This window comes from Mesorhizobium huakuii, from assembly GCF_030160235.1.
Classification (GTDB): Bacteria; Pseudomonadota; Alphaproteobacteria; order Rhizobiales; family Rhizobiaceae; genus Mesorhizobium; species Mesorhizobium huakuii.
The window spans coordinates 212032-224100 of the sequence record NZ_BSNY01000030.1 but is presented as its reverse complement, the minus strand read 5'-3'; the positions used below and the strand labels follow the sequence as shown (position 1 = coordinate 224100).

Sequence of the window (12069 nt, the reverse complement as noted above, 5' to 3'; positions counted from 1 at the left end):
GCATGATGACAGCCATCTATCGCTGGTTCGAGAACTGGGTCTATCCGTTCAGGGAGCCGGCGAATCTTCGGCCGCCATCCAGCGTCGGCGGTTTCCTCTGGCACTATGTCGGCCAGGCGAAGTTCGCCTTCTTCGCCATGCTGGTCATCGGCGGCATCGCGCCGCTGGTCGAGGCCGGGCTGTTCTATTTCGTCGGGCGGCTGGTCGATATCCTCGACCAGCTTCCCGGCGAGCGCAGCTGGCACGCGCTGTGGGCCGCCGCCGGCCCCGAACTGGTGTTCATGATCGCGGTCGTGCTGGTCATCCGCACCATCGTCGTCGGCCTGTCGGCGCTGGTCGACGAGCAGACGATCACGCCCGGCTTCTACAATCTGGTGCGCTGGCAGGCGCACCGGCATGTGTCGCGCCAGTCCTACGCCTTCTTCCAGAACGATTTCGCCGGCCGCATCGCGACGAAAGTCTGGCAGGCGGGGCAAGCGACCGGCGACCTGATGGAGAGCTTCATCGAGGTCGTCTGGTTCATGGTCGTCTATACGGTCACGACGCTGGCGCTGGTCGCCGGACTGGATCTGCGGCTGGCGGTGCTGGTGGTGATCTGGATCTTCGCCTTCGGCTGGCTGGCAAAGCTCTATCTGCCCGCGATCCGCAAGCACGCCGAGGCGACCGCCGAGGCCGGCTCGATGATCAATGGCCGCATCGTCGATTCCTATTCCAACGTGCAGACGCTAAAACTATTCGCGGCCGACGGCGACGACCGCTACATCAGGAACGGCTTCGACATCTATCTGGACGCGCTGCGCCCCTTCACCCGCCGGCTGACCGGGGTGCGCATGGCGCTGACGACGCTGTCGGGCGTCATGATCACGGCGATCGGCTGTTTTGCAGTCTATCTCTGGGTCGAAGGCTCGATTACCGTCGGCGCGGTCGCCTTCACGCTGTCGCTGGTGCTGCGGCTCAACATGCTGCTCGGCCGGCTGATGATGCAGCTCAACAGCATTCTGCGGAATCTCGGTGTGCTGGAGAATTCCAAGGCGCTGATCTCGCAGCCGCTCGGGCTTGTTGATGCGCCTGACGCCAGGGAGCTAGTCGTTGCCGGTGGGCGCATCGACGTGAAGGGCGTCGAGTTCCACTACGGCAAGGGGTTCGGCGTGCTGAACGGCATCGACCTTGTCGTCAAGCCCGGCGAAAAGGTCGGGCTGGTCGGGCCATCGGGCGCCGGCAAGACGACGCTCGCCAACCTGATCCTGCGGCTCTATGACCTGGAAGGCGGGTCGATCACCGTCGATGGCCAGAACGTTGCCAAGGTCACGCAGAATTCGCTGCGCGCCAATATCGGCGTCGTCAGCCAGGATACGGCGCTCTTCCACCGTTCGCTGCGTGACAACATCAAGCTTGGCATGCCTGAAGCAACCGACGCCGAGGTGATCGCGGCGGCGAAGAAGGCCGAGGCGCACGACTTCATCCTGACCTTGCGCGACAACCGGGATCGTGCCGGCTACGAAGCCTTTGTCGGCGAGCGCGGCGTGAAACTGTCGGGCGGCCAGCGCCAGCGCGTGGCGATCGCCCGTGTCTTCCTGAAGGATGCGCCGATCCTGATCCTCGACGAGGCGACCTCGGCGCTCGATTCCGACATCGAGGCGGCGATCCAGGAGAATCTCGCCCGGCTGATGGAAAACAAGACGGTCATCGCCATCGCCCACCGGCTGTCGACGATCGCCGCGCTCGACCGCCTGGTGGTGCTGGACGGCGGCCGCATCGTCGAGCAAGGCACGCATGACGAGCTGGTGGCGCTCGACGGGCTTTATGCGCGGCTGTGGAAGCGACAGTCCGGCGGCTTCCTCTATCACGAGGACAGCGTGCTCGAAGAGACGCGGCCGGCGGAGTAGGCGCATGGGCGGAACGCCAGAAGTCGGCTATGGGATCAAGCGGCTGCGGCCGACCACGCCGGCCTTCGACAGGCTGAAGGACGAGAGCCGGCTGGAAGGCTACTGGATGCTGGTGCGCCTGGCGGATGGCTGGGCAAGCGGCCGCAACAAGTTCCTGAAGCGGGGCGAGGCGTTGTTCGGAGCGTGGCATGGCGCCGAACTTGCCGGCGTGTGCGGGCTGAATATCGATCCCTATGTCGAGGGCAGGGACCAGGGTCGGGTCCGGCACCTGTTCGTCAGCGCGCCTCACCGCCGCGCCGGCCTCGGCCGCATGCTGGTCGAGACCGTCATCGATCGGGCACGCCGCTATTTCACCGTGTTGAACACCCGCGCGCCGCAGGAAGCCTTTGGCTTCTATGAAAGGCTTGGCTTTCGGCGCGTGGAAGGCGAAGAATTCGTCACCCACCGCATGGTGTTCGGGAAGGGGAACTGAAATGTCCTTGCGTCCGCCATCTCATCTTGCCGGCTCCTCGGCCGCTGAAGCCGCCTTCGACGCGCTTGGCCACGAAGTCCTGGCCGAGAAGGCGGCCGCACTTGGCCGTGCCGGCCAAAAGGTCGAGGAAACGCTGGCCAGGCTGCGCGACAATGCCGATGAGGAGTTGCGCCCCAAGCTTCTCAAGCAGGCCGCCGAGGCGGTGCACGCCTATTTCATCCAGCGCGAGCTGTGCGGGCTGCGCAAGCACGACGGCGTGATCCGCGAATACGGCATCCCCAGGGCCGTGCTGGTCAGGCTCGGCGCCAAGTAGGGGTCACTCAAGCCACTTGGTGATGAACGTGCCGTTCTCGTGGATATCGGTCGTTTCCAGCGGGCCCGGACCGAGATTGGTGAATTTGTGCGGCGTATGGGGTGGCACGATGACGATCTGGCCGGCGGAAGCCTCGATTTCCTTGTCGCCCACGGTAAACAGGCCGGTGCCCTGGCGGATGATGAAGATCTCCGCATAGGGGTGCGAGTGCAGCCGCGGGCCACCGCCTTCATCGGGCAGGTAGTTGAAGATCAGGCAGGAGTTGGAGCCGTAGGCGCCGCCTTGCAGCTCGCCCTTCCAGTGGTCGGAACGAACCGCCCATTCCTCACGGTCTATGACGTGTGCCATGCCTGGGAGGATAGATCACACCGGCGCCCTGTGTCGAGGCAAGCTGGAGCCTTGGATTTTGCTGATATTTCCCGGTTGTTTAGGCGCCTTTTGCGGCCATTCGCCGTCCCGCCGGACAATAGGGGATTTTGTCCCCGCGACAATCTGCCCTTGTGCCTTGACCCGTCTGGACAAAAACAGGCTTCACGCATAAACCGAAGTCCAAATGCCGGAGGAATTCGCTAGCCTGTTCGCCATGCGCTGTCGGGTTGGCGTGATTGAGCGGGGAACAAGGCTCGGCCACCGGCGCGGAAGAGGCGAAAGGATCAGGCACCCGTGAGCGCAACCGACATCCACGATCCCAATCGTCGAGATTTTCTTTATGTCGCCACGGGCATGGCCGCAGTGGTCGGGGCTGGCGCCGTCGCCTGGCCGTTCATCGACCAGATGCGCCCCGATGCCTCGACGCTGGCGCTCGCCTCGGTGGAAGTCGATGTCGCCTCGCTGACGCCTGGCATGTCGCTGATCGTCAAGTGGCGCGGCAAGCCGGTCGTGGTGCGCAACCGCACCGAAAAGGAAATGAAGGACGGCGAGGCCGTCAACCTCTCCGATCTCAAGGATCCGATCGCCCGCAACGCCAATCTGCCAGCCGATGCGCCGGCGACCGACGCCAACCGCACCACGCCCGGCAAGGAAGCCTGGATGGTGATGGTTCAGGTCTGCACGCATCTGGGCTGCATCCCGCTCGGCCAGGAAGGCGATTTCGGCGGCTGGTTCTGCCCGTGCCACGGCTCGCAGTACGACACCGCCGGCCGCATCCGCAAAGGCCCGGCGCCCGAGAACATGGCTGTGCCGGTATTCAAATTCATTTCCGATACCAAGATCCTTATCGGTTGAGGCAGGGGATATTTCGATGAGCGAGGGACACTCGACCTATACGCCCAAGACCGGTATCGAACGCTGGTTCGACGCCCGCATGCCGCTGCCGCGGCTGGTCTATGACAGCTTCGTCGCCTATCCGGTGCCGCGCAACCTCAACTATGCGTGGACCTTCGGCGGCATCCTGTCGATCATGCTGGTGGCGCAGATCCTGACCGGCATCGTGCTGGCCATGCACTACACGGCCGACACCAATCTCGCCTTCGGCTCCGTCGAGAAGATCATGCGCGACGTCAATTCGGGCTGGCTGTTGCGCTACATGCACGCCAACGGCGCGTCGTTCTTCTTCGTCGCCGTCTACATCCACATCTTCCGCGGCCTCTATTACGGTTCCTACAAGGCGCCGCGCGAGCTGCTGTGGATCCTGGGCTGCATCATCTACCTCCTGATGATGGCGACCGGCTTCATGGGCTATGTGCTGCCATGGGGGCAGATGAGCTTCTGGGGTGCCACCGTCATCACCGGCTTCTTCAGTGCCATCCCGCTGGTCGGCGACTGGATCCAGCAGCTGCTGCTCGGCGGCTTCGCCGTCGACAATCCGACGCTGAACCGCTTCTTCGCGCTGCACTACCTCCTGCCGTTCATGATTGCCGGCGTCGTGGTGCTGCACGTCTGGGCACTGCATGTGGTGGGCCAGTCGAACCCGACCGGCATCGAGGTCAAGTCGAAGACCGACACCGTCGCCTTCACCCCCTACGCGACCATCAAGGACGCGTTCGGCATGATCGTGTTCCTGTTCTTCTTCGCCTATTTCGTCTTCTACCTGCCGAACTATCTCGGCCATCCGGACAATTACACGGTCGCCAACCCGCTGAAAACCCCGGCCCATATCGTGCCGGAATGGTACTTCCTGCCGTTCTACGCGATCCTGCGCGCCATCACCTTCAACATCGGGCCGATCAATTCCAAGCTCGGCGGCGTGCTGTGCATGTTCGGCGCTATCGTCATGCTGTTCCTGGTGCCGTGGCTCGACACCTCCAAGGTGCGCTCGGCGGTCTACCGGCCCTGGTACAAGCTGTTCTTCTGGCTGTTCGTGGCCGATGCCATCCTGCTCGGCTGGCTGGGCTCGCAGCCGGCGGAAGGCAGCTATGTGTTCATGGCCCAGATGGCGACGCTGTTCTACTTCGCCTTCTTCCTGATCGCGCTGCCGGTGCTCGGCCTGATCGAGACGCCACGCAGGCTGCCGAACTCGATCACCGAGGCGGTGCTCGAAAAGAACAAGGGTGGCAGCGGGCATCCGGCGGGCGCCACGGCCGCGCCAGAGACCAAGGGCTGAGCGGTAGAGAATCTAAGGGGATTTGGCATGAAAAAGATTCTCACCTCGCTGGCGCTGGTCGGCCTTGTGGCCGCCGGTACCGCAGCGTTCGCGGCCGAAGAGGCGCACAACGCGGCGGCACCCACGCATTTCCCGATCAACGAGCCGAAGGAAATGAGCTGGAGCTTCACCGGCCCGTTCGGCACCTATGACAAGGCGCAGCTGCAGCGCGGCCTGAAGGTCTACAAGGAAGTCTGCTCGGCCTGTCATTCGATGAACCTGGTGGCGTTCCGCACGCTGTCGGATCTCGGCTACAACGAAGCCCAGATCAAGACGCTGGCCGCCGGGTACACCATCCATGACGGCCCCAACGACGCCGGCGACATGTACGACCGTCCCGGCAAGCCGTCCGACCATTTCCCGGCGCCATTCGCCAACGAGGAAGCCGCCGCGGCCTCGAATGGTGGCGCGGCTCCGCCCGACATGTCGCTGCTGGCCAAGGCGCGCGGCGTCGAGCGCGGCTTTCCGCAGTTCGTCTTCGATATCTTCACCCAGTATGACGCGGGCGGCCCCGATTACATCCATTCGCTGCTGACCGGCTACGACCAGACGCCGCCGGCCGGAATGGTCATCCCGGAAGGCACGCACTACAACCCGTACTTCATGTCCGGCGTCTCGCTGAAGATGCCCAAGCCGCTCTCCGACGGCCAGGTGACCTATGATGACGGCTCGCCGCAGACTGTCGACCAATATGCCCGCGACGTATCGGCCTTCCTGACCTGGGCGGCCGAGCCGCACATGGAAGACCGCAAGAAGATGGGCTTCCGCGTGCTGGTGTTCCTGCTGCTCTTCGGTGCGCTGGTGTATCTGACCAAGCGCAAGGTGTGGGAAGGCGTGGCCCACTAAGCCGGCGTAGCCAACAGATTTCGAAAGGGCGCCGAAAGGCGCCTTTTTGCATTTCCGGCGGCAGGCTGTGTCACATGGCCGTCAACGCCAACAGCGATCCTGCGTCATTCCCACCAAAGGATCGCACCCATGAAGAAATACGCATCGCTGGCAGCTGGTCTGCTGCTGCTGGTCATCGGCTCAGCCGCCCAGGCCGAAGACGCCAAACCCTTCGTCACAAACAAGGACATCGACCTGACGATGATCCTGCCGCCGCCACCGGCAAACGATTCGGCGCAGACCAAGGCCGAACTCGGCGAGGTGCTGACGCTGCAGGTGACGCGCACGCCCGAGATGGTGGCCAGCGCCGTTGCCGACTCCGAGGAGAATGTCTGGCGCTTCGCCAATGTGATGGGGCCGAATTTCAACAAGGAGAAGCTGCCGAAATTCAGCGCCTTCTTCGATCGTGTGGTCGAGACCGAAGGCGCCGTCGTCGATCCGGCCAAGGATGTCTGGAAGCGTCCGCGTCCGCATCAGCTCAGCGACCTCGTCAAGCCGGTGGTCAAATTGTCGAGCTCCGGCTCCTGGCCGTCCGGCCATGCCACTGTCGGCACCATGATGGGCATCATCCTGGCCGACATGGTTCCGGAAAAGCGCGCCGAGATCATGGCGCGCGCGGCCGAATACGCGCACAACCGTGAGGTTGGTGGCATCCACTATGCGTCCGATGTCGAGATGGGCAGGATTTCCGGCAGCGTCATTGCCGCGGTCCTGCTCAACCGGGACGACTTCAAGGCCGAATACGAAGTGGCCAGGGCCGAGCTCCGATCCGATCTCGGCATGTAACCTCGTCAGCAGCCGGTTTCGACACGAGGGGCGCTTCAGGCGCCCCTCTTTGTTTCCGGTCATGCTTCGCGGGAGTCCAGCAATTAGCCCGTTGGCAGGGCGGCACCGGATTGATATTCGAGGCTTCGAAGGGCGGCGAAGGCTGACCCGCCATGGCCTGGGAATCGATGATGCGGCTTAACGACTGTCATAACTTTTCCGATTTCCGCCGCATGGCGCGGCAAAGGCTGCCGGGGCCGATCTTCGACTACATCGATGGCGCGGCCGACGACGAGGTCACCTATCGCCGCAACGCCGATAGCTTCGACACCTGCGACCTCGTTCCCAACGTGCTGCGCGGGGTGAGCGAGATCGACATGTCGGTGACGGTGATGGGGCAGAAGCTGGCAATGCCGTTCTATTGCTCGCCGACCGCCTTGCAGCGGCTTTTCCACCATCAGGGCGAGCGCGCAGTGGCCAAGGCCGCCGCCAAATACGGCACCATGTTCGGTGTCTCCTCGCTTGGCACCATCAGCCTCGAGGAGGCGCGCGGGATCAGCGCCAGCCCGCAGGTCTACCAGTTCTATTTCCACCGGGATCGCGGCCTCAACCGGGCGATGATGCAGCGGGCGAAGCAAGTTGGCGTCGAGGTGATGATGCTGACCGTCGACAGCATCACCGGCGGCAATCGCGAGCGCGACAAGCGCACCGGCTTTGCCATTCCCTTCAAGCTCAATCTCGCGGGGATGGCGCAGTTCGCGCTCAAGCCGGCCTGGGCGATCAATTACTTCACGCATGAGGGATTCAAGCTGCCGCAGCTCGACGAACATGTCGACATGGGCGGCGGCACCATGTCGATCAGCCGCTATTTCACCGAAATGCTCGATCCGTCGATGACTTGGGACGATGTCGCCGACATGGTCAGGCAGTGGTCGGGGCCGTTCTGCCTCAAGGGCATCATGTCGGTCGAGGACGCCAAACGCGCCGTCGAGATCGGCTGCAGCGGCATTGTGCTTTCCAATCATGGCGGCCGGCAGCTGGACGGTTCGCGGGCGGCATTCGACCAGTTGGCCGAGATCGTCGATGCCGTCGGCGACCGGATCGACGTCATCATGGATGGCGGCGTGCAGCGCGGCACGCATGTGCTGAAGGCGCTGTCGCTCGGCGCCAAGGCGGTCGGCATCGGCCGCTACTACCTGTTTCCGCTGGCGGCGGCCGGCCAGCCGGGTGTCGAACGGGCGCTTGAACAGATGCGGGTCGAGATCGAACGCGGCATGAAGCTGATGGGCTGCAGTTCGATCGGGCAATTGTCGCGCGAGAACCTGCGCTTCCGGTAACTCGGCAGGGCATCGGCGCGGACAATCGCCGCGCCGGCAAGACCAATCCTTTGCCGGATGCGCTTGTCTCGGCCGCCACATCGCGCTAGCCGTTGTCGGTCGCGCCGGGCTACGATCAGCCTCCCGCGCCGTTTCAAACCTGTCAGCTGGATCATCCGGAGCCGCCTCATGAAACCTTCGCTCGAAGACACGCTGCTGGCGGCGATCCGCACCATCCCGGACTATCCGAAGCCCGGCATCCTGTTTCGCGACATCACCACGCTGCTCGGCAATGCGCGCGCTTTCCGCCGCGCCATCGACGAACTGGTGCATCCCTATGCCGGCCAGAAGGTCGACAAGATCGCCGGCATCGAGGCGCGCGGCTTTATCCTGGGCGGCGCCGTCGCCCATCAGCTCTCGGCCGGTTTCGTGCCGATCCGCAAGAAGGGCAAGCTGCCTTTCGAGACGGTGCGCGTCGCCTACAGCCTGGAATATGGGCTGGACGAGATGGAGATGCACAAGGACGGCATTGCCCCAGGCGAAAAGGTGATCCTGGTCGACGACCTGATCGCCACTGGCGGCACGGCGGAAGCGGCGGTCAAGCTGCTGCGCCAGATCGGGGCCGATATCCTTGCCGCCTGCTTCGTCATCGACCTGCCGGATCTCGGCGGGCGCGCCAAGCTCGAGACGCTGGGCGTGCCGGTCAGGACGCTGATCGGGTTCGAGGGACATTGAGAGGCGCGAAATCCGCACGGCAGACAAATACGGGATCGAGCTTGATGTCCGCGGCCTGCCGGGTCCCCGCTGCTTCGCAGCGATCCGGCGTTCGTCGGCCTTTCATCGTGCCACTGGCACGATGAATTCGCTTACGCGAACCGGCTACTCACCCACTTTCACCAGCACGGCGCTTTCAAACTCCAGCACCTTGTCGCCGGTCGAATCGAAAGCTTCGGCGCGCAGCGACAGCATTCGCCAGCCGGGGCGCGAGGCGATGGCGCGATGGGACAGCGCGGTGCGGCTGAAGGTGACGGTCTCGCCGGCATGGACCGGCTTCAGCCACCTAAGGTTCTTGAAGCCGGGCGAGGGGCCGAATTCAGGGACCGGACCGGGGCCGTTCCAACCGGCCCCCTCGGCATCCATGCTCGCTTCGAGGTTGAGCTTCATCCAGGTGGCGGCGGTGTGCCAGCCGGAGGCGCAGAGCCCGCCCAGCACGCTCTTCCGAGCGGCCTCCTCGTCGATGTGGAAAATCTGCGGATCGTATTTGCGGGCGAACGCCTTGATCGCCTCGGGCTCGAAAGTGTGCGAGCCCAGCGTCATCGTGGTGCCGATGCGGAAGAATTGGTCGAGGGTCATGCCGCATTCCCCGCGGCATCGCGTGTCAGGAACATGACGGAATTCTCAAGCTCGAAGACGCTTTCGCCGCGCTGGTTGACCAACTCGCTGCGCATGGTGATGAAGCCGAGCTGCGGCTTCGATCGCGACAGGCGCTTGGCCAGGACAACCAAATTGCCTCTGAGCGTATCGCCGGCCAGGACCGGTTTCTTCCACTTGACCTGATCGACGCCGGGCGCGCCCTGGCAGGTGGAGTCCAGCAGGAAGGCGTCGCAGAGCATGCGCATGAACATGGCGCAGGTGTGCCAGCCCGAAGCCGAAAGGCCGCCGAGAATGCTGGCCTTGCCGGCTTCCTCGTCGAGGTGCATCGGCTGGGCATCGAATTCGCTGGCGAACTCGATGATCTCGGCCGCGCTCACCTGTTTCGTGCCGAGGTCGAACGAGGCGCCCTCGACGAAATCCTCATAGGCCCATGTCTTTGCGGTCATGTCGGCAATCCGGTTAAATCCCAAGGATCGGGCAACCCGGATGCAGGCCGGCAGCGTTTTGGTCAAGTCCTTTCTGGTGAGCCAGCCTGAGGCAGCCAGCGCCGCCGGCTGCGGTCAGAGCCAGCCGCGGCGTCGGAAATACCAGAAGGGCAGGATCGCCGACAGAATCATCAGGCCGATGGCGAAGGGATAGCCAAACTCCCATTTCAGCTCGGGAATGATGTCGAAATTCATGCCGTAGATCGAGGCGACCAGTGTCGGCGGCAGGAAGATGACGGCGGCGACCGAGAAGATCTTGATGATGGCGTTCTGCTCGATCGAGATCATGCCGAGCGTGGCGTCGAGCAGGAAGGAGATCTTCTGCGACAGGAAGGTGGCATGGTCGGCGAGCGACAGCACGTCGCGCGACAAGGTCTTGATGCGGGCGCGGACATCCTTGCTCATCTTGGTCTGGGTCGCGACATGGGCGAGGAAGCCGGCAAGGCGCTGCAGCGAGATCAGGCTGTCGCGCACGGACGAGGCGATGTCTTCCTTGCGGCCGATGGCCTTCAGCAGTTCCTGGAAGTCGCGGTTGCGCTTCGATACCTTGGTCGAGCGTGCTTGGAAAATGTCGCGCGAAATCGCCTCGATGTCGCGGCCGGCGCGCTCGAGGATGTCGGCGAGCCGGTCGACGATCGCTTCCAGGAGGCCGATCAGGATGGTGTCGCCACTGGTGCAGCCGGTCGCCACCTTCTCGGCGCGCAGCGGGAAGGTCTTGAAGGCCTTCGGTTCATGATAGCGAATGGTGATCAGCCTGTTGCCGGCAAGCGCGAAGGTGACCGGCGACATCAGGGGATCGTCGACCTCGGTCTGGGCGGGCAAAGTGGCGGTCATGAAGTAGGCGCCATCCTCGATGTAGAGGCGGCTGGAAATCTCGATCTCCTCCATCTCCTCGCGGGTCGGGATGGCGACGCCGAGCCAGCTTTCGATGGTGGCTTCTTCTTCCTTGGTCGGACTGACCAGATCGGCCCAGACAACCCTATCGCCCTCGGCCAGCAGGTCATCGACGACGCGCAGGCGATCATTGTCCACGACAAAGGCCTTGATCATCGCCAGATCTCCCCTGCGAAGGTGCGTTCGGATTGCGCGTCGTGTCGGATTGCACGGCTCCTCGTCGTGTGCGCGACCGTGTGCAAGCCGCTTAGACCTGTGGCATGACGAAATCAAGACAAGCCCGTGGAGCCGGCCAGGATCGGCCGCTCAGAAAAACTCGTCGAGCAGGCGGTACCAGGAACATTTCGCCGGTTCGGTTTCCGGCGGCCCGTACCGTTCTAGAAAAGGCTCTATCCAGGCCCCGCCGATGTTGTAGCGGATGCTCCGGCAGGCGAGCGCCAGATCCTGGTGGCGATCCGCCACGCCCAGCCGGCCGCAATCGATGAACCCGCTGAAACGGCCTTCGGTCGCCATGACATTCGGCAGGCAGGCGTCGCCATGGGTGACGACAAGGTCCTCGGTCGCCGGCCGGAGCGCCTCAAGCTCGGCGAAGACCTCGGCGGCGGTTCGCCCTTGGCGTTCCTCGTCGAAATCACTTTCGTCGACTTCGCCGGCTTCCATGCGGGCCCGCGCCGCCGCGATCCGCCTGAAGAGGCGATGGTCGAAGGGGCAGGAGCGGATGTCGAGCGCGTGCAGGCCGCGAAGCGCGCTGGCCATGATGGCGATGACGTGGGCCGGATCGATGGCCGCCGACGCCAGATCCTCGCCGGCGACGGCCGACATCAGCAGCCAGTCGTGACCGGCATGGCTTTCCAGGGCAATCACATCGGGGCAAGCAATGCCTTGTCCGGCAAGGCAGCGCAGCCGCGCGGCCTCATCGGCAAGTTCGGCAAAGGGGCCGTTGCGCTCATATTTCAGGAACAGGGCCGGCTTGCCGTCGGCCGCCAGCCGGAACACGCCGGCCTGCGACTGGCCGATGGTCTGGCGGTGCCAGCGATAGCCGGATGCCAGCTGGCGGAACCCGTTCGGCAGGTCGGTTTCCGGAGGACGGCTGGGCAT

General features: G+C 63.9%; 14 protein-coding genes. 9 read left to right on the top strand and 5 right to left on the bottom strand.

Annotated elements, in window-relative coordinates:
- Positions 1-2: 2 nt before the first annotated feature.
- Genes QQK95_RS17015 through QQK95_RS17005 form a run of 3 tightly spaced genes read left to right on the top strand, consistent with a single transcriptional unit; the run spans position 3 to position 2671 of the window.
- Entirely contained in the window at positions 3-1886 is a 1884-nt protein-coding gene (locus QQK95_RS17015; RefSeq protein WP_284274796.1) for an ABC transporter ATP-binding protein, read from the top strand.
- 4 nt (positions 1887-1890) lie between these two features.
- Complete coding sequence (locus tag QQK95_RS17010) at positions 1891-2358, top strand: GNAT family N-acetyltransferase (RefSeq protein WP_284274795.1); 468 nt, start codon at positions 1891-1893, stop codon at positions 2356-2358.
- Between the two features lies 1 nt (position 2359).
- A complete protein-coding gene (locus QQK95_RS17005) occupies positions 2360-2671 on the top strand; it encodes a DUF6665 family protein (RefSeq protein WP_284274794.1) in 312 nt (103 codons plus the stop codon).
- Positions 2672-2674: 3 nt separating this feature from the next.
- Here the strand turns inward: QQK95_RS17005 and QQK95_RS17000 are convergent, their stop codons facing one another.
- Entirely contained in the window at positions 2675-3019 is a 345-nt protein-coding gene (locus QQK95_RS17000) for a cupin domain-containing protein (protein WP_284274792.1), read from the bottom strand.
- Positions 3020-3334: 315 nt separating this feature from the next.
- Here QQK95_RS17000 and petA point away from each other — a divergent pair, with 315 nt between their 5' ends.
- From petA to QQK95_RS16970, 6 genes are all read left to right on the top strand, one after another.
- A complete protein-coding gene (gene petA / locus QQK95_RS16995; protein WP_010911121.1) occupies positions 3335-3895 on the top strand; it encodes a ubiquinol-cytochrome c reductase iron-sulfur subunit in 561 nt (186 codons plus the stop codon).
- Between the two features lie 16 nt (positions 3896-3911).
- Positions 3912-5213, top strand: coding sequence for a cytochrome b (locus QQK95_RS16990; RefSeq protein ID WP_284274790.1), 1302 nt, complete (start codon positions 3912-3914; stop codon positions 5211-5213).
- Positions 5214-5240: 27 nt separating this feature from the next.
- Positions 5241-6098 (top strand): cytochrome c1, encoded by an 858-nt coding sequence (locus tag QQK95_RS16985; RefSeq protein ID WP_284274788.1) that lies wholly within the window; start codon positions 5241-5243, stop codon positions 6096-6098.
- A gap of 129 nt (positions 6099-6227) precedes the next feature.
- Complete coding sequence (locus tag QQK95_RS16980; protein ID WP_284274786.1) at positions 6228-6923, top strand: acid phosphatase; 696 nt, start codon at positions 6228-6230, stop codon at positions 6921-6923.
- A gap of 170 nt (positions 6924-7093) precedes the next feature.
- Positions 7094-8239, top strand: coding sequence for an alpha-hydroxy acid oxidase (locus QQK95_RS16975; protein WP_284274923.1), 1146 nt, complete (start codon positions 7094-7096; stop codon positions 8237-8239).
- Positions 8240-8407: 168 nt separating this feature from the next.
- Positions 8408-8953: an adenine phosphoribosyltransferase gene (locus tag QQK95_RS16970; RefSeq protein WP_284274783.1), complete on the top strand. Its 546-nt coding sequence runs from the start codon at positions 8408-8410 to the stop codon at positions 8951-8953.
- A 144-nt stretch (positions 8954-9097) separates the two neighbouring features.
- On the opposite strand, the gene QQK95_RS16965 is transcribed toward QQK95_RS16970, so the two are convergent.
- From QQK95_RS16965 to QQK95_RS16950, 4 genes are all read right to left on the bottom strand, one after another.
- Complete coding sequence (locus tag QQK95_RS16965; protein WP_284274781.1) at positions 9098-9571, bottom strand: MaoC family dehydratase; 474 nt, start codon at positions 9569-9571, stop codon at positions 9098-9100.
- Positions 9568-10038, bottom strand: a complete 471-nt coding sequence (locus QQK95_RS16960) for a MaoC family dehydratase (protein WP_284274778.1) — start codon at positions 10036-10038, stop codon at positions 9568-9570. Before QQK95_RS16960 ends, QQK95_RS16965 begins: the two co-directional genes overlap by 4 nt.
- 114 nt (positions 10039-10152) lie before the next feature.
- Positions 10153-11127, bottom strand: a complete 975-nt coding sequence (corA, locus tag QQK95_RS16955; RefSeq protein ID WP_284274776.1) for a magnesium/cobalt transporter CorA — start codon at positions 11125-11127, stop codon at positions 10153-10155.
- A gap of 150 nt (positions 11128-11277) precedes the next feature.
- Positions 11278-12069 (bottom strand): APH(3')-II family aminoglycoside O-phosphotransferase, encoded by a 792-nt coding sequence (locus tag QQK95_RS16950; protein ID WP_284274775.1) that lies wholly within the window; start codon positions 12067-12069, stop codon positions 11278-11280.

Coding starts and splice junctions, on each gene's coding strand:
- QQK95_RS16950 (WP_284274775.1), bottom strand. CDS start 12,069: ATGCCCAGCCGTCCTCCGGAAACCGACCTGCCGAACGGGTTCCGCCAG.
- QQK95_RS16985 (WP_284274788.1), top strand. CDS start 5,241: ATGAAAAAGATTCTCACCTCGCTGGCGCTGGTCGGCCTTGTGGCCGCC.
- QQK95_RS16965 (WP_284274781.1), bottom strand. CDS start 9,571: ATGACCCTCGACCAATTCTTCCGCATCGGCACCACGATGACGCTGGGC.
- QQK95_RS16980 (WP_284274786.1), top strand. CDS start 6,228: ATGAAGAAATACGCATCGCTGGCAGCTGGTCTGCTGCTGCTGGTCATC.
- QQK95_RS16960 (WP_284274778.1), bottom strand. CDS start 10,038: ATGACCGCAAAGACATGGGCCTATGAGGATTTCGTCGAGGGCGCCTCG.
- QQK95_RS17010 (WP_284274795.1), top strand. CDS start 1,891: ATGGGCGGAACGCCAGAAGTCGGCTATGGGATCAAGCGGCTGCGGCCG.
- QQK95_RS16970 (WP_284274783.1), top strand. CDS start 8,408: ATGAAACCTTCGCTCGAAGACACGCTGCTGGCGGCGATCCGCACCATC.
- QQK95_RS17005 (WP_284274794.1), top strand. CDS start 2,360: ATGTCCTTGCGTCCGCCATCTCATCTTGCCGGCTCCTCGGCCGCTGAA.
- QQK95_RS16990 (WP_284274790.1), top strand. CDS start 3,912: ATGAGCGAGGGACACTCGACCTATACGCCCAAGACCGGTATCGAACGC.
- QQK95_RS16975 (WP_284274923.1), top strand. CDS start 7,094: ATGCGGCTTAACGACTGTCATAACTTTTCCGATTTCCGCCGCATGGCG.
- QQK95_RS17000 (WP_284274792.1), bottom strand. CDS start 3,019: ATGGCACACGTCATAGACCGTGAGGAATGGGCGGTTCGTTCCGACCAC.
- corA (WP_284274776.1), bottom strand. CDS start 11,127: ATGATCAAGGCCTTTGTCGTGGACAATGATCGCCTGCGCGTCGTCGAT.
- QQK95_RS17015 (WP_284274796.1), top strand. CDS start 3: ATGATGACAGCCATCTATCGCTGGTTCGAGAACTGGGTCTATCCGTTC.